The 25,787-nt window shown below is 73.6% G+C and carries 23 protein-coding genes; 13 read left to right on the top strand and 10 right to left on the bottom strand.

Annotated elements, in window-relative coordinates; all coding sequences use genetic code 11:
- From fdh to PKE99_RS02625, 4 genes are all read left to right on the top strand, one after another.
- Positions 1-3,339, top strand: coding sequence for a formate dehydrogenase (fdh, locus tag PKE99_RS02640; protein WP_197040404.1), 3,339 nt, complete (start codon positions 1-3; stop codon positions 3,337-3,339).
- Positions 3,336-4,352 (top strand): 4Fe-4S dicluster domain-containing protein, encoded by a 1,017-nt coding sequence (locus PKE99_RS02635; protein WP_051736600.1) that lies wholly within the window; start codon positions 3,336-3,338, stop codon positions 4,350-4,352. The genes fdh and PKE99_RS02635 overlap by 4 nt, the downstream gene beginning before the upstream one ends.
- Entirely contained in the window at positions 4,349-5,446 is a 1,098-nt protein-coding gene (gene nrfD / locus PKE99_RS02630) for an NrfD/PsrC family molybdoenzyme membrane anchor subunit (protein ID WP_063739618.1), read from the top strand. The genes PKE99_RS02635 and nrfD overlap by 4 nt, the downstream gene beginning before the upstream one ends.
- A 210-nt stretch (positions 5,447-5,656) precedes the next feature.
- Complete coding sequence (locus tag PKE99_RS02625) at positions 5,657-5,878, top strand: acetate uptake transporter family protein (protein WP_051736599.1); 222 nt, start codon at positions 5,657-5,659, stop codon at positions 5,876-5,878.
- Positions 5,879-5,925: 47 nt separating this feature from the next.
- On the opposite strand, the gene PKE99_RS02620 is transcribed toward PKE99_RS02625, so the two are convergent.
- Together PKE99_RS02620 and PKE99_RS02615 are read right to left on the bottom strand one after the other, a co-directional pair.
- On the bottom strand, positions 5,926-6,315 hold the full coding sequence (locus tag PKE99_RS02620) for a phage holin family protein (RefSeq protein ID WP_051736598.1): 390 nt from the start codon (positions 6,313-6,315) through the stop codon (positions 5,926-5,928).
- Between the two features lie 61 nt (positions 6,316-6,376).
- Positions 6,377-7,666 carry a phytoene desaturase family protein gene (locus PKE99_RS02615; RefSeq protein WP_271214838.1) on the bottom strand — a complete coding sequence of 430 codons (1,290 nt, stop codon included), beginning with the start codon at positions 7,664-7,666 and terminating at the stop codon, positions 6,377-6,379.
- A gap of 9 nt (positions 7,667-7,675) precedes the next feature.
- On the opposite strand from PKE99_RS02615, the gene PKE99_RS02610 reads away from it, so the two are divergent.
- The 5 genes from PKE99_RS02610 to PKE99_RS02590 all read left to right on the top strand — a co-directional run bounded on the left by PKE99_RS02610 (position 7,676) and on the right by PKE99_RS02590 (position 11,597).
- Positions 7,676-8,107 carry an aminotransferase class III-fold pyridoxal phosphate-dependent enzyme gene (locus PKE99_RS02610; protein WP_271214837.1) on the top strand — a complete coding sequence of 144 codons (432 nt, stop codon included), beginning with the start codon at positions 7,676-7,678 and terminating at the stop codon, positions 8,105-8,107.
- A gap of 85 nt (positions 8,108-8,192) precedes the next feature.
- The gene (locus PKE99_RS02605) at positions 8,193-8,969 is read left to right on the top strand and encodes a response regulator (protein ID WP_081923709.1); all 777 of its coding nucleotides are present in this window, start codon (positions 8,193-8,195) and stop codon (positions 8,967-8,969) included.
- A complete protein-coding gene (locus PKE99_RS02600; RefSeq protein WP_051736595.1) occupies positions 8,956-10,341 on the top strand; it encodes a sensor histidine kinase in 1,386 nt (461 codons plus the stop codon). Before PKE99_RS02605 ends, PKE99_RS02600 begins: the two co-directional genes overlap by 14 nt.
- A complete protein-coding gene (locus PKE99_RS02595; protein ID WP_037039598.1) occupies positions 10,338-10,610 on the top strand; it encodes a hypothetical protein in 273 nt (90 codons plus the stop codon). The genes PKE99_RS02600 and PKE99_RS02595 overlap by 4 nt, the downstream gene beginning before the upstream one ends.
- 138 nt (positions 10,611-10,748) lie before the next feature.
- On the top strand, positions 10,749-11,597 hold the full coding sequence (locus PKE99_RS02590; protein ID WP_156067004.1) for a helix-turn-helix domain-containing protein: 849 nt from the start codon (positions 10,749-10,751) through the stop codon (positions 11,595-11,597).
- Between the two features lie 37 nt (positions 11,598-11,634).
- Here the strand turns inward: PKE99_RS02590 and PKE99_RS02585 are convergent, their stop codons facing one another.
- The 4 genes from PKE99_RS02585 to PKE99_RS02570 form a co-directional block, all read right to left on the bottom strand.
- On the bottom strand, positions 11,635-11,982 hold the full coding sequence (locus PKE99_RS02585) for a hypothetical protein (protein WP_037039595.1): 348 nt from the start codon (positions 11,980-11,982) through the stop codon (positions 11,635-11,637).
- Between the two features lie 93 nt (positions 11,983-12,075).
- Positions 12,076-13,068, bottom strand: a complete 993-nt coding sequence (locus PKE99_RS02580) for a DMT family transporter (RefSeq protein WP_051736594.1) — start codon at positions 13,066-13,068, stop codon at positions 12,076-12,078.
- Entirely contained in the window at positions 13,065-14,129 is a 1,065-nt protein-coding gene (locus tag PKE99_RS02575) for an AI-2E family transporter (protein ID WP_051736593.1), read from the bottom strand. The genes PKE99_RS02580 and PKE99_RS02575 overlap by 4 nt, the downstream gene beginning before the upstream one ends.
- Before the next feature lie 123 nt (positions 14,130-14,252).
- Entirely contained in the window at positions 14,253-15,368 is a 1,116-nt protein-coding gene (locus PKE99_RS02570) for an enolase C-terminal domain-like protein (RefSeq protein ID WP_037039592.1), read from the bottom strand.
- A 151-nt stretch (positions 15,369-15,519) separates the two neighbouring features.
- On the opposite strand from PKE99_RS02570, the gene PKE99_RS02565 reads away from it, so the two are divergent.
- From PKE99_RS02565 to PKE99_RS02555, 3 genes are read left to right on the top strand one after another with little or no spacing between them, the layout of a single operon-like run.
- Entirely contained in the window at positions 15,520-17,334 is a 1,815-nt protein-coding gene (locus PKE99_RS02565; protein ID WP_037039591.1) for a thiamine pyrophosphate-requiring protein, read from the top strand.
- The gene (locus PKE99_RS02560; RefSeq protein ID WP_037039589.1) at positions 17,331-20,474 is read left to right on the top strand and encodes an FAD-binding and (Fe-S)-binding domain-containing protein; all 3,144 of its coding nucleotides are present in this window, start codon (positions 17,331-17,333) and stop codon (positions 20,472-20,474) included. The genes PKE99_RS02565 and PKE99_RS02560 overlap by 4 nt, the downstream gene beginning before the upstream one ends.
- A complete protein-coding gene (locus tag PKE99_RS02555; RefSeq protein WP_037039587.1) occupies positions 20,471-21,475 on the top strand; it encodes an SDR family oxidoreductase in 1,005 nt (334 codons plus the stop codon). The genes PKE99_RS02560 and PKE99_RS02555 overlap by 4 nt, the downstream gene beginning before the upstream one ends.
- Positions 21,476-22,028: 553 nt before the next feature.
- Here PKE99_RS02555 and PKE99_RS02550 read toward each other — a convergent pair.
- Both PKE99_RS02550 and PKE99_RS38920 read right to left on the bottom strand, forming a co-directional pair.
- A complete protein-coding gene (locus PKE99_RS02550; RefSeq protein ID WP_197040403.1) occupies positions 22,029-22,418 on the bottom strand; it encodes a universal stress protein in 390 nt (129 codons plus the stop codon).
- Complete coding sequence (locus tag PKE99_RS38920) at positions 22,357-22,803, bottom strand: universal stress protein (RefSeq protein ID WP_037039585.1); 447 nt, start codon at positions 22,801-22,803, stop codon at positions 22,357-22,359. The genes PKE99_RS02550 and PKE99_RS38920 overlap by 62 nt, the downstream gene beginning before the upstream one ends.
- A 331-nt stretch (positions 22,804-23,134) precedes the next feature.
- On the opposite strand from PKE99_RS38920, the gene PKE99_RS02545 reads away from it, so the two are divergent.
- On the top strand, positions 23,135-23,632 hold the full coding sequence (locus tag PKE99_RS02545) for a DUF6328 family protein (RefSeq protein WP_037039583.1): 498 nt from the start codon (positions 23,135-23,137) through the stop codon (positions 23,630-23,632).
- A gap of 5 nt (positions 23,633-23,637) precedes the next feature.
- Here the strand turns inward: PKE99_RS02545 and PKE99_RS02540 are convergent, their stop codons facing one another.
- Together PKE99_RS02540 and PKE99_RS02535 are read right to left on the bottom strand one after the other, a co-directional pair.
- Positions 23,638-23,916, bottom strand: a complete 279-nt coding sequence (locus tag PKE99_RS02540) for a copper chaperone PCu(A)C domain-containing protein (protein ID WP_156066998.1) — start codon at positions 23,914-23,916, stop codon at positions 23,638-23,640.
- 107 nt (positions 23,917-24,023) lie between these two features.
- Positions 24,024-25,772 (bottom strand): glycoside hydrolase family 15 protein, encoded by a 1,749-nt coding sequence (locus tag PKE99_RS02535; protein WP_037039580.1) that lies wholly within the window; start codon positions 25,770-25,772, stop codon positions 24,024-24,026.
- Positions 25,773-25,787 lie beyond the last annotated feature (15 nt).

Genomic DNA, 25,787 nt, shown 5'->3' with positions numbered 1-25,787 from the left:
ATGGGCGTCAAGAGCTGGATGGAGTCCTGGCCCGTCTACCGGCAGTGGGCCGACGGCGACCCGCTCGGCCGCGGGTCGGCCGCGAAGAGCAGGACGAGCGGCACGCTGCAGCCCCGGATCGCCGACGCCGACCACGTCACCAAGTCGGTCTGCCCGTTCTGCGCCGTCGGCTGCGGACAGAACGTGTACGTCAAGGACGAGCGGGTCGTCCAGATCGAGGGCGACCCCGACTCCCCCATCAGCCGCGGCCGGCTCTGCCCGCGGGGCTCGTCGAGCCTGCAGCTGACCACGGGGGACGCCCGCGAGTACGCCGTCCGCTACCGGCGCCCAGGCGGCACCGAGTGGGAGGACCTCGACCTGGACACGGCGATGGACATGATCGCCGGCCGGGTCGTCGCCAGCCGTCGCGAGGGCTGGCAGTGGGAGCACGAGGGCATGCGGGTCCGGCGCACCATGGGCTTCGCCAGCCTCGGCGGCGCGACGCTGGACAACGAGGAGAACTACCTCATCAAGAAGCTGTTCACGGCGTTGGGCGCGATCCAGATCGAGAACCAGGCCCGTATTTGACACTCCTCCACGGTTCCCGGTCTGGGGACCTCGTTCGGTCGTGGCGGCGCCACCACCTTCCAGCAGGACCTGCAGAACTCCGACTGCATCGTCATCGAGGGCTCGAACATGGCCGAGTGCCATCCGGTCGGGTTCCAGTGGGTGATGGAGGCGAAGGCGCGCGGGGCCACGGTGATCCACGTCGACCCGCGGTTCACACGGACCAGTGCGCTCGCGGACCTGCACGTCCCGCTGCGCGCCGGCACGGACATCGCGTTCCTCGGCGGGATCATCAACCACGTCCTGGAGAACGAGAGGTACTTCCACGACTACGTCGTGGCCTACACCAACGCCTCGACGCTCGTCGGGGAGGACTTCGTCGACACCGAGGACCTCGACGGCGTCTTCTCCGGGCTCGACCCGGAGGAGCGGCACTACGACTTCTCGACCTGGCAGTACGAGGGCGGGGAGGTCCAGGCCGCCTCCGGCGCCCGATACCAGGTCGCGGGCGAGCGGGTCGAGGGGAAGGACGGGTCCGACGGGCCCCGGTCCGGCGTGCGGGAGGCCGCCCGCGGCGAGGCCCACGGCTCGGGCGGCGCGGGGATCACCGGCGACTTCGAGACCGACGAGACCCTGCAGCACCCGCGCACCGTGTTCCAGATCCTCAAGCGGCACTTCTCGCGATACACCCCGGAGATGGTCGCCGAGACCTGCGGCGTGCCGATGGAGACGTTCCTGCGGGTGTGCGAGCTGCTCGAGGAGAACTCCACCCCGGAGCGCACGAGCGCCTTCGTGTACTCGGTGGGCTGGACGCACCACACCGTCGGCGTGCAGTACGTGCGCACGGCGTCGATCCTGCAGGCGCTGCTGGGCAACATCGGCCGGCCGGGCGGCGGGATCCTCGCGCTGCGCGGCCACGCCAGCATCCAGGGCAGCACGGACATCCCGACGCTGTTCAACATCCTGCCCGGCTACATCCCGATGCTGCACGCGGAGTCGTCCACGGATCTGCAGACCTACGTCGCCGCGGAGAAGGCGGAGAAGGGCTACTGGGCCGAGCTGGGCTCGTACCTGGTCAGCCTGCTCAAGGCATGGTGGGGACCGGCGGCCACGGCGGAGAACGAGTACTGCTTCGACTACCTGCCGCGGCTGACCGGCAGCCACAGCTCCTTCGAGACCGTCATGGCCCAGCTCGAGGGCGAGTGCAAGGGCTACTTCCTGCTCGGCGAGAACCCCGCCGTGGGCTCGGCGAACGCGAAGATGCAGCGGCTGGGCATGGCCAACCTCGACTGGCTCGTCGTCCGCGACTTCTCCCTGATCGAGTCCGCCACCTGGTGGAAGGACGGCCCGGAGATCGAGACCGGGGAGATGCGCACCGAGGACATCGGCACGGAGGTGTTCTTCCTGCCCGCCGCCGCCCACACCGAGAAGGACGGCAGCTTCACCAACACCCAGCGTCTCCTGCAGTGGCACCACCAGGCCGTCGAACCTGCCGGCGACGCCCGCAGCGACCTGTGGTTCCTGTTCCACCTGGGCCGGAAGATCAGGGAGAGGCTCGCCGGCAGCACGGACGAGCGGGACCGCCCGATTCTCGACCTGACCTGGGACTACCCCACCAAGCCGATGCCCTCCCACCCCGGCGACGACGAGCCGGAGGCCGAGGCCGTGCTCGCCGAGATCAACGGCTGGGACGGGCACGGCACCCCGCTGTCCTCCTACCAGCAACTGCGGGCGGACGGGTCGACCGCGTGCGGGTGCTGGATCTACTGCGGCACCTACGCCGACGGCGTCAACCAGGCCGCCCGGCGCAAGCCCGGCACCGAGCAGGACTGGGTCGCGAAGGAGTGGGGCTGGGCCTGGCCCGCCAACCGGCGGATCCTCTACAACCGCGCCTCCGCCGCGCCCGACGGCACGCCCTGGAGCGAGCGGAAGGCCTACCTGTGGTGGGACGCCGACGAGAAGAAGTGGGTCGGGCACGACGTCCCGGACTTCTCGCCGACCAAGGCGCCCGACCACGTCCCACCCGAGGACGCCACGGGCGTCGCGGCCCTGTCCGGGACCGACGCGTTCATCATGCAGGCCGACGGGAAGGCCTGGCTGTACGTCCCCGCAGGGCTGACCGACGGCCCCCTGCCGGCGCACTACGAGTCGCAGGAGTCGCCGGTCGACAACCCGCTGTACCGCCAGCAGCGCAACCCGGTCCGGCAGATCGAGCCCGTGGTGCACCCCGCGGACAGGTTCCAGCCCAGCGGGGACGAACCGGGCGCGCAGGTCTTCCCGTACGCCCTCACGACCTACCGCATCGCCGAGCACCACACGGCGGGCGGGATGAGCCGCTGGTCGCCCTACCTGTCCGAGCTCGCCCCGACCATGTTCTGCGAGGTCGCGCCCGAGCTGGCCCGCGAGCGCGGGCTCGAGCACGGCGGCTGGGCCCACGTCGTGACGGCCCGGAACGTGATCGAGGCCCGGGTCATGGTCACCGACCGGATGCCGTCGCTGCGGGTGGCCGGCCGGGTGCTGCACCAGGTCGGGCTGCCCTACCACTGGGGGCCCAACGGGCTGGTCACCGGCGACGCGGCGAACGAGCTGACCAGCCTGGTGATGGACCCGAACGTGCACATCATGGAGACCAAGGCCCTGGCCTGCGACATCCGGCCGGGCCGGCGGCCGCGGGGACCGGACCGGCTCGCCCTGGTCGCCGACTACCACCGGCGGGCCGGCATCACCGAGCGGACCGGACTCGACCCCGCGGTCGGCGGGGCGGCCGGGAAGGACGGGAAGGACGGGACATGACCGCCGAGCCGCAGCTGCGCCACGCCCTGTCCGGGGACGCCGACCCGGCCGCCCTCGGCGGCCACGGCGACGGCACGGGCGGGCACCCGCCCCGGATGGGCTTCTTCACCGACACCTCGGTGTGCATCGGGTGCAAGGCCTGCGAGGTGGCGTGCAAGGAGTGGAACGCCATCCCCGCCGACTTCCCGGACGGCGGGTTCCCCGGCACCTCGATGGACAACAGCCAGGGCCTGGGGGCCGACACCTGGCGGCACGTCGCCTTCGTCGAGCAGCGCCGCCCGCTCGGCGGGCAGGATCCCGGCCTCCCGCGCGCGGACCCGACCCAGCACGACCTCGGGCACCTGGACGTCCTGTCCCTCGCGGGGCAGGGCAGCTCCAGCGCTCCCGCGCACATACCCGCCTCGCCCGCCGAACCGGGCGCGGCGGGGGACTTCCGGTGGCTGATGTCGTCGGACGTGTGCAAGCACTGCACCCACGCCGCCTGCCTGGACGTCTGCCCCACCGGGTCGCTGTTCCGCACCGAGTTCGGCACGGTGGTGGTGCAGGAGGACATCTGCAACGGCTGCGGCTACTGCATCCCGGCGTGCCCCTACGGCGTCATCGACCAGCGCAAGGACGACGGGCGGGCCTGGAAGTGCACGCTCTGCTACGACCGGCTCGGGGTGGGGGCCGAACCCGCCTGCGCGAAGGCCTGCCCCACCGACTCCATCCAGTTCGGCCCGCTCGAGGAGCTGCGCGAGCGGGCCGACGCCCGGCTCGCCCGGCTGCACGACACCGGGATCACCGAGGCCCGGCTCTACGGGCGGGATCCGGACGACGGCGTGGGTGGCGACGGGGCGTTCTTCCTGCTCCTCGACGAGCCGGAGGTGTACGGCCTGCCGCCGGACCCCGTGGTCACGACCCGTGACCTGCCCCGGATGTGGAAGCACGTGGGGATGGCCGCGCTGTCCCTGGTGGGCGGCGTGGCGGCGGCATTCGCCTCGACGATCGTGACCGGTGGGAGGCGGCGATGAGCGAGTCCGAGGTCACTCGGGACGGCGTGCGGGGCGGTCGGCCGGACCGCGAGGCGACGACCGGCGCGGTCCGCGCCGACGGCCGGCAGGGCGGCCGCCGCCGACGCGGCCGGGCGCGGGCGGAGCGCGCGATGGTGCCCGACGCCGACTTCCGCTCCTACTACGGGATGCCGATCCTCAACCCGCCGGTCTGGACGGCACCCGACATCCCCGGCTACCTGTTCCTCGGCGGGCTCGCCGGGGCGTCGTCGGTGCTCGGGGCCGGCGCCCGGGCCTCCGGACGGCCCGGCCTGGCCCGCTCGAGCACGGTCGCGGCCCTGGGTGGCGGGCTGCTGTCGCTCGTGGCGCTGGTCCACGACCTCGGCAAGCCCGCGCGCTTCCTGAACATGCTGCGCGTGGTCAAGGTGACCTCCCCGATGAGCGTCGGCTCGTGGCTGCTCGCCGGCTACGTCCCGTTGGCGGGTGTCGCGGCCGCCTCGGCCGTGACCGGCCGGCTGCCGCGCGTGGGTGCCGCCGCCACGACCGGTGCCGCCGCCCTCGGCCCCGCGGTGGCCTCCTACACCGCCGCCCTGATCAGTGACACCGCCGTCCCGGCCTGGCACGACGGGCACCGGGAGATGCCCTACGTCTTCGTCGGCTCCGGCGCGACCGCCGCGGGCGGGCTGGGTCTGGTCGCCGCACCGCTGCGCGAGCAGGCTCCCGCCCGGGCCCTCGCCGTCCTCGGGGTGGGCGCGGAGCTGGCCTCGGTGGAGCTGATGGAGCGCCGGATGGGCATGACGGCCGAGCCGTACTCGTCGGGCACCGGCGGCAGGTACCTCCGGGCGTCGAAGGTCCTCGCGCTGGCCGGGGCGGCCGGGGCGGTCCTCGGCCGGCGCAACCGGATCGCCTCAGCGCTCTCCGGAGCGGCGCTGGTGGCCGCGTCGGCGGCCACCCGGTGGGGGATCTTCCACGCCGGGCTGCAGTCCGCCGAGGACCCGAAGTACACCGTCGTGCCCCAGCGGCAGCGCCTGGAGGAGGGCCGCCCGGCCACGGGGACCCCGACGACGACCCCGACGACGACGCGGACCCCGGCCGCACCCGCCGGCGAGCACTGACCCCGTGGCGTCCGACGACCGACGAGCCCCGGACGGTTCCGGCCCGCCGGTCCGGGTCCTCCTGCGCCCGCTGGGCAACCCGCTCCCGCTGGGGATGGCCGGGCTCGCCGCCGCGACCGTCGTCCTGTCCGGCCGGCAGCTGCACTGGCTGCCCACCGCCCTGTCCGCGCAGGTCGGGCCCACCTCCGTCCGCTACGCCGTCACGGGGGGGTGTACGAGTACGCCGGGGGCGCCGGCTGGGAGACCGTCGCCGGCTGGATCGGGATCGTCCTCGACGCCCTGGCCCTGTACACGGGGCTCGCCTCCGACCTCGAGGACGCTCGGCGCTGCTCTGTGCTGCCGCTGCTGCGGAGGGGCCGTGCGCGACTCGCCGCCGAGCGCGGGGGCCCGGGCGAGGTCGCCATCGAGCCGGGCGTGCGGGAACAGCTCTGAGACAGCCTTCCCGGAACGGCTCCGGTGGCGCTCCCGCCGGGCCGCGGTCAGCCCTGCGCGGTGGCGACCTCGCTTCGCACCCGGTCGACGGTCTCGCCGAGCTGCTCCCGGACACGACGCAGCTCGCCCAGACCCGCCACAGCGAGGGCCCCGGCCGCCCCGCCGTACACCCCGGTCACCACGGCGGCCGACGCGGCGCGCGGCAGGACGGTGTCGAGCAGGCGCATCAGCAGGGCGGCCGAGGAGCCGGTGGCCAGGAGGCCGAGGGCCCCCGCCCCACCCAGCAGCAGGCTCGCGGTGCGTGCCCGGCCGAGCTCCCCGAGCAGGTCCTCGCGCATGGCCCGCACCTCGCTGCGGACGAGGGCCCGCACGTCCTCGGTCAAGGCGCGCACCGGTTCCTCGGACCGCGTCCGGCCCGTCGCTCCTGCGTCCGTCATCTCGACTCCTCTCCGCTCGCCTGCTCGCCCTCGACGGCCGACCTACCCGCTCCGCCGCTCCTCATTCCCTGCCCGAGCGCTGCAGCAGCTCGAGCACCGCCGACGTCGCCGCCCGGTGCAGGAGGCCCGCGCGCCCGTGGGCGCGCAGGGCCGCGCGCGCGGCGAACCAGCCGCAGGCGCCGTGCACGCCACCCCCCGGGTGCGCCGACGAGCTGCCCAGATAGAGACCCCCGACGGGCGTCTCCGGTCGGCCGAGCCCGGGCACCGGCCGGAAGACCAGCTGCTGGAAGAGCTGTGCGGTGCCCCGGTTGATCGTCCCGTGGACCAGGTTCGGGTCGGCGTCCTGCAGGTCCGACGGTCGCTGCACCGTCCGGTGCCGCACGCGCGCGCCGAACCCGGGCGCGAACCGCTCCAGCACGCCCTCGGCCCGGCGGGCCAGCTCGTCGGCCGACGGCGGGTCGTCGACACCCCGGGGCAGGTGCGTGTACGCCCAGGCGCTCTCGGTGCCGGCGGGCGAGCGGCTCGGGTCCGCCGTGGTCATCTGCCCGACGAGCAGGAAGGGCGACTCCGGCAGCCGCCGCGACTCGATGACGGCGCTCCACCGAACCAGGCCGTCCTCTCCCCGACCGACGTGGACGGTCCCGGCCCCGCCGACCTCGGGCGTCCGCCACGGGATCGGCCCGTCCAGCGCCCAGTCGAGCTTCACCACCGGGGTGTCCCAGGCGAACCGGTCGAGGTCGCGGTGCACCCAGGAGGGCACGGCGTCCGGCGGCAGGAGGTCCCGGTACAGGGTGGGTGCCGAGACGTCGGCGATCACGGCACGCCGGACGCGGACGGTGGTGCCGGCCGCGGTGTGGACGGACCGGACCCGTCCGCCGGACACCGCCACGTGCTCCACCCGCTCCCCGGTGTGCAGCCGGGCACCCGCCGCCTCCGCCCGCCGGGCGAGCGCGTCCGCGAGACCGCCGGACCCGTCGACGGGTACCGGGAAGCCGAAGTGCTGGCCGAGCATCGCCAGCAGCCAGCCGTAGGCCCCGCTGACCGGGGAGGTCACGGGGATGTCGGCGTGCACCGCGTTGCCGGCGAGCAGCAGCCGCACGCCTTCCCCGCCGAAGAGCTCCTCCCCCATGCGCTTGGCCGGCAGCAGCAGGAACCGCGCCAGGCGCAGCGCCTCGGCCGTGCCGATGCGGCGCAACAGCTGCAGCGGACCGCGCACCGGCGGGAAGGTCGTGAACAGCGTCCGCAGGAACGGCTCCTGCAGGACCTCCCACCGGCGGCACAGGTCGAGCCAGGCCTCGCCGTCGCCGGGGTGCTGCGCGTCGAGCCGGGTGGCCCGTGTCGGCGCGGTCACGGGCTGCCGATGGCGCTCGTCCTGATCAAGCCCGAGCACGTCTGGGGCCCGGGTGAGCACAACGGCACCTTCCGCGGGCACAACCCCGCGTTCGTCACCGGGACCGAGGCCATCCACCAGTTCTGGAGCGACGACACGCTCGAGCGTGACGTGGTCCGCAAGGGCGGGAAGGTCCGCGAGGCGCTGCTGCGCATCGCCCTGCCCGTCGGGCCGGGCGAGATCGTGGTCCGCGGGCGCGGACTCGCCTGCGGGCTGAGCTTCCGGGTGCCGGAGACGGCGGCGAAGGTCGCCCGGGCGGCGTTCGACCGGGGGTTGATCGTGGAGACGGCCGGCCCGGAGGGCGAGGTGGTCAAGGTGATACCCCCGCTCACCGTCACCGACGACGAGCTCGACCACGGGGTGGCCGTGCTCGCCGAGGCGATCGACGCCGTGCGGACCTGACGATCGCCTGACGATTCCCCTGTACACGGCGGACGCGATGGCGCCCGGTCGCCGGATCGCGTCTGATCGGAGCACCATGTCCTCGATGACGTCGACACCACACCCCGGACCCGCCGCCTCCCCGGCGCGGGCGGATCGTCCTGCGCGCGTCGACGTGCGCGAGCGCGTCCTGCTCGTGGACGACGACGGCCGCATCCGGCAGGCCCTCTCGCTCGCCCTCGACGACGAGGGCTTCACCGTCGCGACGGCACCGTCGGGCGAGGAGGCCCTGGCGACCCTGGGCCGGGACACCGTCGACCTCGTCCTGCTCGACCTCATGCTGCCGGGAACGGACGGCCTCACCGTGTGCCGGCGGCTCCGGGCCCAGGGCGACCTGCCGATCATCATCATCACGGCCCGGTCGGATTCCGCGGACGTGATCGCGGGCCTCGAGGCCGGCGCCGACGACTACGTCACCAAACCGATCGTGGCCGGTGAGCTCGCCGCACGGATCAGGGCGCTGCTGCGACGACGGCGCCCCGGAGCGCAGGCGGCCCGCCTGCAGGTCGGCGACATCGAGGTCCGCCCGGACGAGGGGGTGGTGCGCAGCAACCGCGGGCCCGAGCCCGCCGAGGTCCACCTGACCCGCACCGAGTTCCGCCTGCTCGTGGAGCTGGCCGCGGCCGAGGGCAGGGTCGTGACGCGCGAGGACCTGCTCCGCCGGGTGTGGGGGTACGACTATCTCGGCGACACCCGACTCCTCGACGTCCACGTCCGCCGGCTGCGCTGCAAGATCGAACGCGACCCGGACCACCCCACGCTCGTCCTGACGGTGCGCGGCGCCGGGTACCGGGCCGCCGGCCGGTCCGATGCCGGCGACTAGACCGCGCACGCGCGGGATCCTGCGGCCGCGGCTGCCCCTGCGGTGGCGCGTCGCCATCGCCTTCGCCGCGGTCTCGCTCGCGATCACCGGCCTGCTCGCCGCGGCGACCTGGCACCTGGCGTCGAGCTATCTGCTGGCCAAGCGGGAACAGGGGGCGACCAGCCAGGCCGCCGTCGACGCCCGCCTCGTGCAGGACGCGTTGCGCGACCCCGCCCGAGACGGATCCGACGACCTTCTCCAGGGACTCGCCGGCGGCGGCGAGATCACGGTGGCCGTGCGCCGGAACGACACCTGGACCACCAGCGGCCGGCAGCTCGACGTCGACGCCCTCCCCCCGGACCTCCTCGCCCTCGCCGGTTCCGGGACTGCGGCGCGGCAGCGCATCGTGGCCGGCGGGATACCCGTGCTCGCCGTGGCGGTGCCCCTGCAGGGTGCGGTCTACGTGGAGCTCGTCCCGCTCAGCGAGCTGGACGCGACCCTCCGCTTCCTCAGCGGGGTGCTCGTGGCCGGCGTGGGTGTCAGCGGCCTGCTCGGCCTGGCCCTGGGCGGGTGGGCAGGAAAACGCGCGCTGCGCCCGTTGACGGACCTGCGCGACGCCGCCGCGCGGGTGGCGGCCGGCGACCTCGACGCCCGCCTCCCGGAACAGGACGACGCCGACCTCGCACCGCTGGCCGCCACCTTCAACCGGACGGCGGAGGACCTTCGGCGCCGCGTTCGCCGGGACGCGCGCTTCGCGAGCGACGTGAGCCACGAGCTGCGCTCCCCGCTGACCACCCTGGTCAACGCCGTCGCCGTCCTGCGCCGCCGGCGCGACGAACTGCCGCCGACCGCGCGGCAGGCCGTCGACCTGCTCGACGCGGACGTGCACCGCTTCGGGAAGATGGTGACCGACCTCCTGGAGATCTCCCGCGAGGAGCAGATCGACGAGCGCGATCTGGAGGTGTGCGACGTGGTCGACATCGTCACTCACGCGGTCGGGGCACGCCGCGGGATCGCGGTGGAGGTCGAGGGGACGCCCCCGAAGGTCCTGGTCGACCGTCGCCGCCTCGACAGGGTCGTCGGCAACCTGCTGGACAACGCGGACCACCACGCCGGCGGCGCCGTCCGGATCGGGGTGTCGACCTGCGCCGACGGAGTCCGGATCGAGGTCGACGACGCCGGGCCCGGCATCCCGCCGGAGCTGCGGGAGGAGGTGTTCGAGCGGTTCTCCCGGGGCGCGAACGCCGGACGCCGGGACGGTGGCGGGGGCGCCGGCCTCGGGCTCGCCCTGGTCGCCCGGCATGTCCGGGCCCACCAGGGCCGGATCCGCATCGAGGACAGCCCGGCGGGGGGCGCCCGTGTCGTCGTCGTCATCCCGGGAGGCTCCGGATGAGCGGGAGGGTCCGGACGAGCCGGCGGAACCACCGACGGCCCGGCCGCCCCCTCGCCGGGCAGGCGGCGGCCGGCGTGCTGCTGGCCGTGCTGCTCGCCGGGTGCGGCGTCACCACCGAGGACCGTCCGGAGCCGATCGACCCGTCGATGGTGCCGCCGATGGCCACCCCGACCGTGACCGTCGTGCCGGACCTCGGGGCACCCCGCCCGGCCGTCACCGAACCGGGCCCGTCGACCGCGGCACCGGGCGAACGGCCGGCGCCGCGCTGACCCGCACCTGCAAGCCGACCGCAAGGTCAGCAGGCGGTGTGCCCTCCCCGGGATCGGGTACGCGCGGCGCAGCACAAGTTCACCAGGAAGGACGCACGTGTGACCGCCGGGGCGCCGACACCTCCTCCGCAGCCCCTCGTGTCCGAGATCGTCATCCGCCTGCCGAGTGTGCTCACGGAGGTCGCGGAGCAGCTCGCCGCGGACCATCCGGGCTACGCGAGGTTCGTCGACTCCGAGTTCGCCAACGTGCTCGCGGGAGCCTTCCTCGAGCGGCTCTTCTGCGTGGCGGCGCAGGGTCATCACGCCCGACCCGGCTTCGTCACCGAGGCCGAACGTGCCCTCTTCGTCACCATCGGGCGGGCCCACCACCAGCAGCACCAGGACGTCGACGCCCTCCTCGCGGCCTATCGGATCGGAGCGAGCGTCGTGTGGCGTCACGTCGCCGACGTCGCCCTCCTGCACCGGTTGCCCTCGGCGCAGTTCGCCGGTCTGGCCTCCGCGGTGTTCGCCGCCGTGGAGGAGCTGTCCGCGGCCGGCCGGGAAGGCTATCTCGACGCCCGGAGCGAACAGCAGCCCAGCATCCGCCGCCACCGCCATGAGCTTCTCGGCCTGCTCCTGGCCGAGGCGCCCGGCGCGTGGGCGTTGCGGGCGGTCGCCGCGCGTGCCGACTGGCCCGTGCCCGAGCGGGACGAGCAGCTGCTGGACGCGCTGCGCGCCCGGCTGCTGGGCCCGGTACTGGATCTCCCGGACCCGAGTGCCGGCCGGTTGCTCGAGACCCTGGGCAGCTGGCTCCTGCACATGGGCAACGGCCGGGCCGTCGCCGACGACCTCCACGTCCATCCGCAGACGGTGCGGTACCGGCTGGGACGCCTGCGGGAGCTGCTGGACCTGGACATCCCGAGCCGACGGGCCGCGATGCTGCTCGCGCTCGGATGGCCCGCCACCGAGGAGCCCGCCGCCCCTGGAGACGGTGGGGACCGTTCCTGAGCCGATACGGCCGGGGACGGCGAAGGCTCCGCCCGTCTCAGGGCGGGAACGTGAGAGGACCCGGCCGGCGCGGCAGACCGCCCCCTCCGCCACCGCCGCCACCTCCGCCGTCACCACGGCCCCGGCCGTCCCCGGTCCCCTCGCCCGGCGACCGTCGCTCGGTCCACCACTGCTTCAGACCGACGCCCAGGGCCAGCAGGCCGACGACGACGGCCGCCGCGGTGCCGAGTACGGTCTCGGCGGCCAGGAGGACGATCGCCGCCGCGGTCCACCACGGCACGATCCCGAACTCCGTCGTCCCCCGGCGCCCCGGCGCCGTTCGGTCGGGATCGACGTCGAACCGGGGGTCACGCGGTGCGGGCCGGTGCGGCTCACGTGCAGTCATGACTCACCTCGCCTTCGCTGCGGACGGCCTTACCCGGCCCGGTCCGGAGGGAAGCCGCCATGCCCGGGGATCGGGGACATCGTCAGCAGGTCGTCAGGTCGGCCGCCGGGGCCAGGTCGGCTGGCCCTCGCGGGCGCCGCCGGGGCCCCGGCTCGCGCCGTCCTCGTCTCCTGCCGCGCCGCCGGCGTGCGGGACGTCGCCGGACGTGTCGTCGCCGGCCTCGTCGTCATCCTCCGCGCCCCGCTCGTCGCTCAGCAGCGGGGAGTGGGCGAGCAGGAGGGTGCCGCCGACGAGCAGGACGCCTCCCGTCCCGGCCACCACAGGCCAGAGGCCACCGCGCACCTGTTCCTTGAACACGACGACCCCCCACGCCGTCGCCACCAGCGGGTTCGCCAACGTCATGCCCGGCTGGGAGGCGACGAGGTTGCCCGCCCGCAAGGTGTTCTGCAGCAGGAAGAACCCTGTCGGGCCGACGACCACGACCGCCCAGGTCTGCCAGGCGGTCAGCACGCCGTGCAGCCCGAAGCGAGACTGCGCACCGACCGCGGCGACCAGAACCGCGACGTACCCGAACACGATGCCGGTGGTGATGCCGAACGCTGCCGCCCGTCGAGGCCCCTGCGCCCGCAGGCCGAGCAGGAGCGCGGTGGTGGCGGCGCCCGCGGTCACGCCGGAGCCGAGCACCCACTCCCATCCCGACACCGCCACCGGGTCGCCGCCCTTCGGGGCCAGGGCGAAGACGACCGCAGCGAGACCGACCGCAAGCGCGATGATCGACCACCACTCCCGCCCTCCCGGACGCAGGTGGAACACCAGGGCGGCCAGCAGGATGGTGAACGGCAGCTCGGCGATGAGCAGCGGCTGGACGACTGCGACCCGACCCAGTGTCAGGGCCACGGCCTGGGCCGCGAAGCCGATCACGACCGCGGTGATCCCACCGATCCACGCCGGCCGCCGCGCCAGGTCCAGCAGCATGCGGAAGGAGAACTCCTGCTCGTCGGGCTGGTCGCGGGCCGCCCGCCGTTGCAGGACGGACGCCGTGGCGTTGAGCGCGGCGGCGACGAGGGCAAGACCGACGGCGATCACGAACGTCCTCCTGTCCGAATGGTGCGCTGGCCGTCCGGCGGCCCGACGGGGTCGGCGGCGTCGTCCGCACCGGTCCCCCCGGTCGGATCCCCGTCCGCGGGTCCGTCGCTCAGGGCCGGACGCCCCAGCAGGACGGGCACGGTGTGCCGCAGGACCGCGGCGAGCGGGACCGCCACCACCGCCCCCACGATCCCGCCGAGGATCGACCCCACGGCCAGGGCCAGGCCGATGAGCAGCGGGTGCAGCCGCACGTAGCGGCCCACGATGAGCGGCTGGAGCACGTGGCCCTCGAGCTGGTCCTCCGCGATCAGGACCACGAGCAGGATCAGACCCGCCACCCAGCCCTTCGTGGCCAGCGTGACGAGCACGGCGACCCCACCCGCGACCAGCGCGCCGGCGATCGGGACGAAGCTGCCGAGGAACACCAGCACGGCCAGCGGCAACGCCAGGGGCACGCCGAGCAGGAACAGCACCAGGCCGATCACGATCCCGTGGATCGTGGCGATGACCGCGGTGCCGTGCATATAGGCGGTGACCACTCCCCACGCGGCCCGGCCGGCGCGGTCCATCCGCTGCCGCGCCACCCCCCGGAAGGGCACCAGCACGCCGCGCCACACGCGCTCGCCGTCGTAGAGGAGGAAGAAGGTGACGAACAGTGTCAGGAGCATCATCGTGCCCGTGTCGACCAGCACGCCGGCGCCGGTCTGCGCCAGGCTGAGCGCTTGGTCGCGGTGGGCCTGCAGCCAGTCGACGACCCCGGTCTCCAGCCGGTCGAGCCGCAGGTCGCCCACGCCGAGCCGGGCCAGCAGCGGGCGCATCCGCTGCACCGTGTCGACGAGGTCGTCGACCAACGCCGACAGCTGAGCCGTCACCTGTAGTTGCACGAGGAACCCGACGCCCGCGAGCACCGCGACCGTGAGGAGCAGCGAGACGAGGGCCGCCAATGGCCCGGGGACGTGCCACCGCACCAGGCGGCGGGCAAGTGGTCGCAGCAGCGATGCCAGCAGCACCGCGGCGACGACCGGTACCACGACCAGCCAGATCAACGCGAGGATCCGCACGAGTGCGTAGACCGCGACCCCGACGGCGAGCAGCCGCCACGCCCACCCGCGAGCACCAGCAGCCGCGGGATCTCGGCCTGCGGCCGCACCGCCCGGCGGTTGCGTGTCTCGACGGTCATGTCCTCACGCAACGCGGTACGGCTCGAGGTCCCCGTCCCGCACGGTGAGCCCGAGCCCGGGGCGGGAGCGGTCGGGGCGCAGCGCCCCGCCGGCCTCGGGTTCGAGCACGCCGTCGAAGGCGATCCGCTCGATCCGTGCGTGGTCGTGGAAGTACTCCAGGTGCCGCAGGTGCCACACGGCGGTGCCGGCATGCGCCGAGACCTGGGGCGCGCAGTGCAGCGAGAGGTCGATGCTGCGGGCGTCGCAGAGGGCGGCGACCCGCACCAGGGCGCTCAGCCCGCCGCAGCGGGTGACGTCGGCCTGCAGGCAGTCGACGGCCCCCGCCTCGAGCATGTGGTGGAAGTACGGCAGGTCGTAGCCGTACTCCCCCGCCGCGACGTCCATGCCTCCGGGGCCGCGGTCGCGCAGCAGGTGCAGCCCTTCGAGGTCGTCGGAACTGACCGGCTCCTCGAGCCAGCGCACGTCGTGCTCGGCGAGCCGGTACGCCCACCCGAGGGCCTGCTTGCGGGTCCAGGCCCCGTTGGCGTCGACGAACAGCTCGACGTCGTCGCCGATCGCCCGGCGGGCGGCCCGCACCCGGTCAAGGTCCCCCGGCGGGTGGCGGCCGACCTTCATCTTCACCCGCGGGATCCCCGCCTCGACCCACCCGCACAGCTGCTCGGCGAGACGACGGTCGTCGTAGGAGGTGAACCCTCCACTGCCGTAGATCGGGGTGGCGTCGTGGACCGCCCCGAGCACCGTGGTGAGCGGGAGGTCCAGGAGCCGGGCGTGCAGGTCCCACAGAGCGACGTCGACCGCGGAGATCGCCTCGGCGACCAGGCCGGGCCGGCCGAGGTTGCGCACCTCGGGGAGCATCGCCGCCCACGAGGCGGCGGGAGCGGTGGCGTCCCGCCCGCAGACCACACCGGCGAGCTTCCCGGCGACCACCTGGACGACCGAGGGGCCGGCGTAGGTGTAGCCGATCCCGGTCCGGCCGGCCGCGTGCACCCGCACGACCACGAGCGTGGTCGAGTCCCACGCGAGGGTCCCGTCGGACTCGGGTGCGTCGGTGGGGATGGTGTAGGCGGCGGCATCGATCGCCTCCACGGCGACGCCCGCCTGCTCGTCGACGCTCTCCATGGGCCGCGACTACCACCGGCTCCCGGCTTTCCCCCGGTTTCGGATGCTCCCGAGCGCTTCGTCAGGCAATCGTATGGTGGGCTCTGCGAATCGGGCTTGGCGCACGGGTAGGCGGGGGTGTCAGCACATACCGTCGAGGTGAAGGACCGACATGCCGAAGACCGCCGACTTCGTCCTGGAACGGCTCACCGAATGGGGCATCCACCGCATCTACGGCTATCCGGGCGACGGGATCAACGGGTTCCTGGGCGCCCTGGACCGCGCGAACGGGGACCCTGAGCTGATCCAGCCCCGGCACGAGGAGATGGGCGCCTTCATGGCGGGCGGGCACGCCAAGTTCACCGGCGAGCTCGGCTGCTGCCTGGCCACCTCGGGCGGCGGCGCGATCCACCTGCTCAACGGCCTGTACGACGCGAAGCTCGACCACCAGCCGGTGGTGGCGATCGTGGGGCAGCAGAAGCGCTTCTCGCTCGGTGCCGCCTACCAGCAGGAGATCGACCCGACGCTGCTGTTCAGTGACGTCTCCGAGTTCGTGCAGACCTGCATGCACCCCGCCCAGGCCCGGCACCTCGTCGACCGCGCCTGCAAGGTCGCGCTGTCCAACCGCACCGTCGCCACCATCATCTTCCCGGTCGACGTCCAGGAGGAGGAGGCGCAGCCGTCGCCGCCGCGGGTCCACGGCGCCGTCTACAGCAGCGTCGGCTGGACCAAGCCGCGGGTGACACCGCCGCAGGCCGAGCTGGCGAGGGCCGCGGAGATCCTCAACGAGGGCTCCAAGGTGGCCATGCTGGTCGGGCAGGGCGCGGCGGAGGCCCAGGACGAGGTCGTGGCCGCCGCCGAACTGCTCGGGGCGGGCGTGGCCAAGACCCTGCTCGGCCGGGAGGTGCTGCCCGACGACCTGCCCTACGTCACGGGCCCGATCGGGCTGCTCGGCTCGACCGCCAGCTACGAGCTGATGATGAACGCCGACACGCTGTTCATGGTCGGCACCAGCTTCCCCTACGCCGAGTGGCTACCGGAGGAGGGCCAGTGCCGGTGCGTCGAGATCGACATCGACGGCCGGATGATCGGGGTCCGCTACCCCACCCAGGCCAACCTGATCGGTGACTCCAAGGACACGCTGCAGGCCCTGCTCCCGATGCTGCAGCGCAAGGAGGACCGGTCCTGGCGGGAGAAGATCGAGCACGAGGTCGACCGGTGGTGGCGGGTGCTCGACGACCGGGCCCACGAGTCCGCGGACCCGGTGAACCCGCAGCTGGTGGCCTACGAGCTCTCCCCGCGACTGCCGGAGAACGCGATCCTCACCACCGACTCCGGGTCGGCCACCAACTGGTGGGCCCAGTACCTACGCCTCGGGAAGGGGATGAAGGCGTCGCTGGCCGGCACCCTGGCCACGATGGGTGCGGGTACGCCGTACGCCATCGCGGCGAAGTTCGCCTACCCGGACCGGCCTGTGATCGCCCTGGTCGGCGACGGGGCGTTCCAGATGAACGGGATGAACGAGCTCATCACGGTCAAGCGGTACCTGGAGAAGCTGACGGCGCAGAATCCGACGTTGATCTTCTGCGTGTTCAACAACCAGGACCTCAACCAGGTGACCTGGGAACAGCGGGCCGAGTCCGCCGACCCCAAGTTCATGGGCTCGCAGTGGATCCCGGACGTCCCCTACGCCGAGTTCGCGAAGCTCCTCGGGTTCGAGGGCATCAAGGTCGACGACCCGGTCGCGATGGGCCCCGCCTGGGACCGGGCGCTGGCCGCCGACCGGCCGGTCGTGCTGGAGGTCGTCGTCGATCCCGAGATCCCGCCGGTACCGCCGCACATCAAGTCCGAGCTCGGCAAGAAGTCGGCGAAGGCCATGCTCAAGGGCGACCCCGAGGAGGCCGGCGTCATGACTAAGGGCGCCAAGCAGAAGATGCACGAGTTCACCGAATCGGTGCGGGACGCCCTGCCGGGGAAGCACGAATGACCGTCACCATCCCCGCCCGCCCCGACGCCCGCTTCGCGGCCGGCATGGTCGGAACGGCGACGATCAACGCGAAGGGGCTCGAGAAGCACCTGCGGCGGCACGTCAGCGGCGAGGTGCGCTTCGACCATGGCTCGCTGGCCCTGTACGCCAACGACTCGTCGAACTTCCGGCAGGTTCCGATCGGGGTGGTCGTGCCGAGGACCCTCGACGACGTCGTGGAGACGGTGAGGGCCTGCCACCGCTACCGGGCCCCGGTGGTCTGCCGCGGCGGCGGCACCAGCCTGTCCGGCGAGACGGTGAACACCGCCGTCGTGATCGACTTCTCGAAGTACCTCACCCGGGTCGAGGAGGTCGACGCCGGGCGTCGCCTCGTCACGGCACAGACCGGGGTGATCAACGAGCAGCTCAACAAGGTCACCGGCGAGCACGGGCTGGTGTTCGGGCCCGACCCGTCCTCGCACTCCCGGTGCACCATCGGCGGCAACATCGGCAACAACTCCTGCGGTATCCACTCGGTCCAGGCCCGGCACTACGGGCCCGGACCGCGGACGTCGGACAACACCCATGCTCTCGAGGTCGTCACCTACGGCGGCGAGCGCTTCTGGGTCGGCGTGGACGAGGAGGACCGGCTCGACGAGATCATCGCCGCGGGCGGCCGCAAGGGCGAGATCTACGCGAAGCTGCGCGATCTGCGGGACCGCTACGCCGAGGACATCCGCGCCGGGTACCAGCCCGTGGACGTGCTGCCCCGCCGGGTGTCGGGCTACAACCTCGACGAGCTGTTGCCCGAGCGGGGATTCAACGTCGCCCGTGCGCTGGTGGGCACCGAGAGCACCTGCGCCATCGCCTTGCGGGCGGTCCTGATGCTCACGCCGGCGCTGTTCCAGCGCACCACGGTGCTGATCCAGTACCCCGAACTGGTCGAGGCCGCGAGCCACGTCCCCGAGATCATGGCGTGGAAGCCGATCGGGCTCGAGGCGATCGACGAGCGGCTGATCGAGGACCAGCAGCTCAAGCACATCAACGTCGCCGGCCTGCACGAGCTGCCCCGCCGCGAGGAGGGCGGCGCCTGGCTGATGGTCCAGTTCGGCGCCGACACCACGGAGGAGTCGGTGGGCCGGTGCCGGGAGTTCGTGGGGTGGCTGCGTGACGACAAGGGCTACGCCGAGGACCGCATCCGGGTCGCGAAGAGCACGCAGGAGGGCGGGAACAGCGAGGACCTGTGGGCCATCCGGGAGAGCGGACTCGGCTCCACGGCGTTCCCGGCCGACGGGGACCACTGGCCCGGCTGGGAGGACTCCGCCGTGCCCCCGGACCGGGTGGCCGACTACGTCCGGGACCTGAAGGACCTGTACGCGGAGCACGGCCTCGTCGGGGCCATGTACGGCCACCTCGGCGAGGGCTGCATCCACTCCCGGATCAGCTTCGACCTGCGCACCGCGGAGGGGATTCGCCACTACCGCGCCTTCATGGAGGCGGCCGGCGATCTCGTCGCCCGCTACGGCGGCACGCTGTCCGGGGAGCACGGCGACGGGCAGCAGCGCGCCGAGCTGCTGGAGAAGCAGTACGGGCCGCGGCTGATGACGGCGATGCGGGAGTTCAAGGCGATCTGGGACCCGGACGCGAAGATGAACCCGGGCAAGGTCGTCGACGCGTACCGGTTGGACGAGAACCTCAAGCTCGGGACCGACTACAACCCCTGGCGGCCCGACGTGCGGTTCGCCTACGCCCAGGACGGCGGCGACTTCGCCCACGCGGCGCTGCGCTGCGTCGGTGTCGGCAAGTGCCGAGATCCGGAGCCGACCCAGACGATGTGCCCCAGCTATCAGGTGACCCGCGAGGAGGAGCACACCACCCGCGGGCGGTCCCGGTTGCTCTTCGAGATGCTGCGCGGCGAGGTGATCACCGACGGGTGGCAGTCGAAGGAGGTCGCCGAGGGCCTGGAGCTGTGCCTGGCGTGCAAGGGCTGCACGAGCGACTGCCCGGTCGACGTCGACATGCCCACCTACAAGGCGGAGTTCCGGTACCACCACTACAAGTCGTGGCGGCGGTGGCGCTCGCGCCACGCCTACGCCTTCGGGTTCATCGACCAGGCCGCCCGGCTCGCGTGCCGGATGCCCGAGCTGGTCAACGCGGTCACGCAGACCCCCGGGCTCGCCCGGCTGGCGAAGCTCGCGGCCGGGATCGACCCGCGCCGCCCGTTGCCCACCTTCGCACCGCAGACCCTGCAGCAGTGGTTCGCCGCCCGCGGCGGCACCCGCAACCCGAACGGGCCTCGGGTGGTGCTGTTCCCGGACACCTTCACCAACCACCTGCACACCGACGTCGGGGTGGCCTGCGTCGAGGCCGTCGAGGCCGCGGGCTGGCGCGTCGTCATGCCGGAGGTGCACGTCTGCTGCGGACGCCCGCTCTACGACTACGGATTCCTCGACGCGGCGGACCGGTACCTGCGGCGCGTGCTCGACGTGCTCCGCGACGACATCCGGGCCGGCACGCCCGTCGTCGGGATGGAGCCCAGCTGCCTTGCGGTGTTCAAGGACGAGCTGGTGAAGATGCTGCCGCACGACGACGACGCACGGCGGCTGGCCGGCAACGCGTTCCACTTCGGCGAGTTCTTCGACCGCCACGACATCGACCCTCCCCGGCTGCCCGGAAGGGCGCTGCTCTGGGTGCACTGCCACCACCGGGCCACCGGGGGGATCGACCCGGAGCAACGCGTCCTGGGGCGCATGGGCCTGGAGGTCGAGCCGCTGACCGGCGGCTGCTGCGGCCTGGCCGGGTCGTGGGGGTTCGAGAAGGGCAAGTACGACATCTCGATGGCCTGCGGCGAGCAGGCCCTCCTGCCCGCCGTCCGGGCCGCCGACCCGGACACGGTGGTGGTCGCGAACGGGTTCTCCTGCACGACTCAGATCGCCGACGCCGGCGCCGGGCGTCGGGCCCTGCACCTCGGCGAGGTCATGGCCCTGGCCCTGCGGAACGGGTCCTCCGGTCCCCGGCCCCCCGGGCAGGCGGCCATCGGTCGACCGGCACCACCTGCCGTGCGGAGGGCCGTCCGGGTCGGCGTACCCGTGGCACTGGCGGGCGCCACGCTCGGCGGGCTGGCGGGCGCCGCACGACTGATCTGGAAGGGAGCGACATGAGCAGCGGAGTCGTCGTCATCACCGGCGGGACCGCCGGGGTCGGGCGGGCCGCGGTCCGCGAGTTCGCCGAGAACGGCTACGACGTCGCGGTCCTCGCGCGCGGCGCCGCCGGCCTCAAGGGCGCCGCGGAGGAGATCCTCGGCGCGGGCCGCAGCACGGCGTTGACCATTCCCACGGACGTCGCGGACGCCGTCGCCGTTGACCGGGCCGCCCAGCAGGTCGAGGACGAGCTCGGCCCGATCGACGTGTGGGTCAACGTCGCGTTCGCCGGGTCCCTCGCCTACTTCTGGGACACCACTGACGAGGAATACCGGCGGATGACCGAGGTGACCTACCTCGGCCAGGTCAACGGCACCCGCGCCGCGCTGGCCCGGATGCGTCCGCGCGACCACGGGGTGGTGGTCAACGTCGGCTCGGCCATGGCCTACCGCTCCATCCCGCTGCAGTCCGCCTACTGCGGGGCCAAACACGCCGTGAAGGGCTTCACCGAGGCCGTCGCCACCGAGCTCGCCCACGAGCGGAGCGGCGTCAAGATCTGCATGGTGCAGCTGCCCGGGCTCAACACGCCCCAGTTCAACTGGAACCTCACCAAGGTGCCCGGCCATCCCCGCCCGGTGGCGCCGGTCTTCCAACCCGAGCTCGCCGCGCGCGCCGTCCGGTTCGTCGCCGAGCACCCCCGCCGCAGCATCTGGGTCGGGATCTCCACCGCCTACACCATCCTCGGCGAGCGCGTGGCGCCCACGCTCGTGCGCTCCTACCTGGCCCGCACCGGGGTCACGGGCCAGCAGACGGGGGCGGACCTGCCCCGGTACGGCCCGAACCTCTTCGCCCCCGGCGACGAGGACGACGACCGCGGGGCCCACGGCTCCTTCGACGACCAGGCCCACTTCCGTGACCCGGTGCTGTGGGCCTCGATGCACCGCGGTGCCCTGCTCGCCGGGGCGCTGTCCGGGCTCGCCGGATTCGTCGGCGTCGGCGCGTGGCGGCGCCGCGGTCGGTGAGGCACGAGAACGAGACACAGTCGAAGGAGGACGACCAGTGAGTACACAGACGAACAGCACCACCACCGGTGGCCACACGACCACCAGCAGCTCCACCACCGCCGTCGTCGTGTCCGGTGTCCTGGGCCTCGTCGCGTTCCTGCTCGGCGGGGCCGCGGCCGGGCCTCGGCGTTGTGGCCGCGGGTCAACGACGGAATGGTCAACGGCGTCGTCAGCTGGGCGCTGACGACCGCCCTGCTCCTGGGCATCGCCCTCGCCGGCGGCGGGGCACTCGTCGGCTACTTCGGCAACGTCTTCGGCGGCTTCGGCACGATCGGCGGGCCCGCGGCCGTGAGCCTGGCCCGGCAGACCGCCGGATGGGCCGTCCTCGGACTCGGCCTGTCGATGGTCGCCAGCGCGCTCGGCGGCACCCTCGGTGCCAGCTCTGGCCCGGCCGGGGCGAGCATGCCGCCGACCACCGGTGAGCCGCAGCGTCGGGTGCGCTCGACGCACGGGTCGCGTCGCGGCCGTCCCCATGGTCGGGGACGGCCGCCGCGCGCGTGGTCGGCCCTGGTCAGCCGGGGACGAGGACGATCGGCCCGACCGCGTGACGCAGGCAGGAGGCCGCGACGGAGCCGAGCAGCGCGTCGGCCACGGCCGGGCGCTGCGCGTCACCCAGCACGAGCGTCCGGCGGCCGACCGAGCGCGCCAGCAGGACGTCCGACGGTGTGCCACGCAGGGTCACCACGTCGACGGTCACCGGCACCTCGTCGAGCGGGTTGCCGAGCACGTCGTCGAGCTCGGTGGCGACCAGCCGGCGGGTCGCGTCGACGACACCCGGGTCGGCCCGCCCGCCGTCGGGATGCATCGGCCGGTACTGCACGGCCACCACCTCCACCCGGTCACCGGTCGCCACGGCTTCGTCGACGGCCCAGCGCAGCGCGGCGCGACACGTGACCGACACCCACCACGAGGACCTGCTCGTCAGGGGCCGATGCGTCCGGCGGGACCCAGACCGTCGGGCAGTCGACCCGCCTCGCGCACCGGCGACCCACCGATCCCACTCCCCACGGTCTCTCCTCGCCGGAGTTGCCCAGCACGAGCAGCGCGGCATCGCGGGCCTGACGCGTCAGCGCGGACACGATGCCTCCCGCGAGCACCTGGCTACTGACCTGGACCGAGCGGCCTGCAGTCTCCTCGGAGACCATGCCCTGCAACTCGGACGCGGCGAGCGCGGCCACGTCCTGAGGCGGGAGCACGACAGCGCCTGCGTCCCCGACCGTCGGGGGTGAAGACTCGGCGACGGTGACCGCGAGGACCCCGCCCTCGTCGTGCGGTCCTGCGCCCATCGGTCCTCCCCGCGCTCGTCGACCGTGCCCTTCCAGCGGTACCACCGGGCCTGCGGCGTCCACGGCGGTCGTGCCTGACGAGTTCCTGACGAAGCGGACGGAACCGACCGCTGTCGCCGGACGAGGAGATAGAACTGATGTCGGGTGGCCGACGGGACGACGCACCGCGAAGGGCGGCGGTTCCACCGGTCCCCGGTCCCGATCCGGGTGGCCGCCTGGGGAGCACGGCCCGGCCCGGACGCACGTCGATGTGCGAGATCTCTCCCGGGACCGGGGCACGGCTGTGTTCCGTCGGCCACCCATGCGGCAGCGGAGGCAGGTGAGATGCGGGATGGCCGAGGAGAGCCGGCTGCTCGACGACGACAGGTGGAACCGCGCGGCGCGCGGCGAGACCCCGGCCGAGCGGCTCGACCGCAACTGGCGTGACCTGCTCCAGGAGCTGCGCGTGGTGCAGCTCGGTGTACAGCTGCTCACCGCACTGCTTCTCACCGTGCCCTTCAAGCGTGCCTTCCTCGACCTCGCACCCCGGCAGGTGCTCGTGTACGCCGTGACGGCAGCCCTGGCCGCCGGGCTGCTGATCGCCCCGGTGGTCGTCCACCGCTCCGTCTTCCGCCACGGCGGGCGCCAGCAGATGGTCGCGGCGGGCCAGTGGTTGGTCGTCGCCGGGCTCACCACCTTCGGGCTCGCGATCGTCGGAGTCGTGGCACTGATCGCCGACGTGGTCCTCGGTCCGGTGGTCGCGGTCCTCGCGGCCGGGCTCGCCCTCGTTCTCTTCGGGTCCCTCTGGGGTGTCGTTCCCGCTGTCGTACGGCGGAGCGTGCGCAACTGACGCCCCTACGGCGCCCGCGGCGGGAGCGCGTCCGGGTTCTCGACCGGCAGCTGCAGCTCGACCGAGCCGGCGCGTTCGAAGGTGAGGGTGACGGGATAGGTCAGTCCGGCGCGCAGGGGTTCCTGCAGGCCGGTGAGCGCGAGATCGGCGCTGGTGGTCTGCGGCAGCACGGTCGCGGGTGCGACGTCCCGGTAGCCGGACACGAGCGCGGCCCCACCCTCGATCGTCCCGGCTCCCGCGGTGCGGGCGACCGCGAGCACGGTCAACGCCACCAGAGCTGTCATCACTGTCCCGAGTCGACCGAGATACCAACGCATGGTCGACGAATTCCCGGCACCGGCCGGTGCCCGACACGGGGCGCGCCATCCTCAGGGAACCGACAGACGGGACGTCACACGGCGAGACGGACGGACGCCTCCAGCATCGCCGCGTGCACGAACGCCTGCGGGAGATTCCCGCGCAGCTGGCGCTGCACCACGTCGTACTCCTCCGAGAACAGCCCCGGCGGCCCGCACGCGGCACGGTTGCGCTCGAACCAGCGGGCGGCGCCGACCCGGTCGCCCTGCTGGTGGGCCGCCATGGCCATGAGGAACCCGCAGAGCAGGAAGGCGCCCTCGGCCTGGTCCAGCGGGCGCCGGTCGTGACGGAACCGGTAGACGTACCCGTCGCGGCCCAACTCGGTCCGCACCGCCTCGGCCGTGGCGACCGACCGTGGGTCGTCCGCGGGCACGGCACCCCGGAGTGCCGGGAGCAGGAGCGCCGCGTCCACCCGCGGGTCAGTGGGCGTGCGCTGCCAGCGTCCCGACGGGTGCAGGGAGTCCTGCGCCGTCTCCGCCACGATCCGGTCGGCCAGGGCGTTCCACGCGGCCGCGTCGGAGGCGGGCGCGGCGGCCGACGCCGCCTGCCGCAGGCCGGCCGCGCACACCAGCCGCGAGTGCGTCCAGTGTTGGGGGTCGATCTCCCACAGGCCGGCGCCCGGGTCCCGCCAGCGCTTCTCGATCGCCGCGAAGGCCACGGTCACGGCCCGGAACCGTTCGGTGTCGAGCCGGTCGTGCCGCGCAGCCGCGGCGAACAACAGCAGTGCCTCACCGAAGGCATCGAGCTGGAACTGGCTCCGCACGTGGTTACCGATGACGTCCGAACCGCCCGGATAGCCGGGCAGGTCCAGCGTGCGCTGCGCCGGCACCGGTGCACCGGCCGCCGTGTAGGCGGGCATCAGGTCCGGTCCGTCGGCCAGGACCCGGCCCGCGACGAACGCGACCGCGTCGTCGAGCAACGGATGCGGCCCCGCGGCGGCCACGGCCTGCCCGGCGAAGCACTGGTCCCGGATCCAGACGTAGCGGTAGTCGTAGTCGCGGCCCCGGTCCGCTCGCTCCGGCAAGCTCGTGGTGCCGGCGGCGACCATCCCGCCGCCGGCGGTGGTGAGGCCCCGCATCACCGCGTAGGCGTGCCGGGCGTCGCGCTCGGCGATGGTCGGCCCCAGGTCGGGGAGCGCCTCCCTCCAGGCGGTCTCGGTGGCGGCCCAGGTGCGGTCGGGGTCCGGTGGCGGGCCCTCGAGCTCGGTGTCGGTGACCTCCAGGACCAGGTCGTGGTGCTCACCCGGAGCCAGCCGCAGCGCGGTGCGCAATCCGCCCGGGTCCTCGCCGGGCGAGGCGTCCGGAGCCCCGCTCCAGCGGATGCGCAGCGGACCGGTCCGCCCGGTCCACACCCCGTCCTCGGAACGCCGGACCCGGGAGAAGGAGGCCCGGCCGAAGTCGGCGGCGGGCCGGAGCAGCACCTCGACGCCCGCCTCGCCGCGCACCGCGACCACCCGCCGCAGGATCACGGCGGTGTGCGAGTCGCCGGGAAAGGCGAGCGCCTCCCGGCACTCCACGATGCTGTCGTCGTCCGCGATCCAGCGGGATCGCCAGATCAGCGAGCCGTTCTCGTAGTAGCCACCCCACACGCACCGCTGCCGCGGGGTCACCGCGTAGCAGCCGCGTCCCCCGAGCAGCGAGGACAGCACGGCGGGCGAGTCCCATCGCGGTGCGCAGAGCCACGCGATGTCCCCGCGTGGCCCGATCAGCGCGCCCCGCTCGCCGTCGGCGATCAGGGCGTACTCGCGCAGCACATGTGGTCCGACGGTCGCGGTTCCTTCCACCTCTCCCCTCCCTGG

This window comes from Pseudonocardia halophobica (genome assembly GCF_027922425.1).
Taxonomy (GTDB): Bacteria; Actinomycetota; Actinomycetes; order Mycobacteriales; family Pseudonocardiaceae; genus Pseudonocardia; species Pseudonocardia halophobica.
Note: the sequence above shows the minus strand (reverse complement) of the source record. Positions and strands in the feature narration are given on the sequence as shown.

Bases quoted from the DNA above. Each gene is read 5' to 3' on its own strand.
- PKE99_RS02635 (WP_051736600.1), top strand. From the start codon at position 3,336: ATGACCGCCGAGCCGCAGCTGCGCCACGCCCTGTCCGGGGACGCCGAC.
- nrfD (WP_063739618.1), top strand. From the start codon at position 4,349: ATGAGCGAGTCCGAGGTCACTCGGGACGGCGTGCGGGGCGGTCGGCCG.
- PKE99_RS02620 (WP_051736598.1), bottom strand. From the start codon at position 6,315: ATGACGGACGCAGGAGCGACGGGCCGGACGCGGTCCGAGGAACCGGTG.
- PKE99_RS02610 (WP_271214837.1), top strand. From the start codon at position 7,676: ATGGCGCTCGTCCTGATCAAGCCCGAGCACGTCTGGGGCCCGGGTGAG.
- PKE99_RS02605 (WP_081923709.1), top strand. From the start codon at position 8,193: ATGACGTCGACACCACACCCCGGACCCGCCGCCTCCCCGGCGCGGGCG.
- PKE99_RS02600 (WP_051736595.1), top strand. From the start codon at position 8,956: ATGCCGGCGACTAGACCGCGCACGCGCGGGATCCTGCGGCCGCGGCTG.
- PKE99_RS02595 (WP_037039598.1), top strand. From the start codon at position 10,338: ATGAGCGGGAGGGTCCGGACGAGCCGGCGGAACCACCGACGGCCCGGC.
- PKE99_RS02585 (WP_037039595.1), bottom strand. From the start codon at position 11,982: ATGACTGCACGTGAGCCGCACCGGCCCGCACCGCGTGACCCCCGGTTC.
- PKE99_RS02570 (WP_037039592.1), bottom strand. From the start codon at position 15,368: ATGGAGAGCGTCGACGAGCAGGCGGGCGTCGCCGTGGAGGCGATCGAT.
- PKE99_RS02565 (WP_037039591.1), top strand. From the start codon at position 15,520: ATGCCGAAGACCGCCGACTTCGTCCTGGAACGGCTCACCGAATGGGGC.
- PKE99_RS02560 (WP_037039589.1), top strand. From the start codon at position 17,331: ATGACCGTCACCATCCCCGCCCGCCCCGACGCCCGCTTCGCGGCCGGC.
- PKE99_RS02555 (WP_037039587.1), top strand. From the start codon at position 20,471: ATGAGCAGCGGAGTCGTCGTCATCACCGGCGGGACCGCCGGGGTCGGG.
- PKE99_RS38920 (WP_037039585.1), bottom strand. From the start codon at position 22,803: ATGGGCGCAGGACCGCACGACGAGGGCGGGGTCCTCGCGGTCACCGTC.
- PKE99_RS02545 (WP_037039583.1), top strand. From the start codon at position 23,135: ATGGCCGAGGAGAGCCGGCTGCTCGACGACGACAGGTGGAACCGCGCG.
- PKE99_RS02540 (WP_156066998.1), bottom strand. From the start codon at position 23,916: ATGACAGCTCTGGTGGCGTTGACCGTGCTCGCGGTCGCCCGCACCGCG.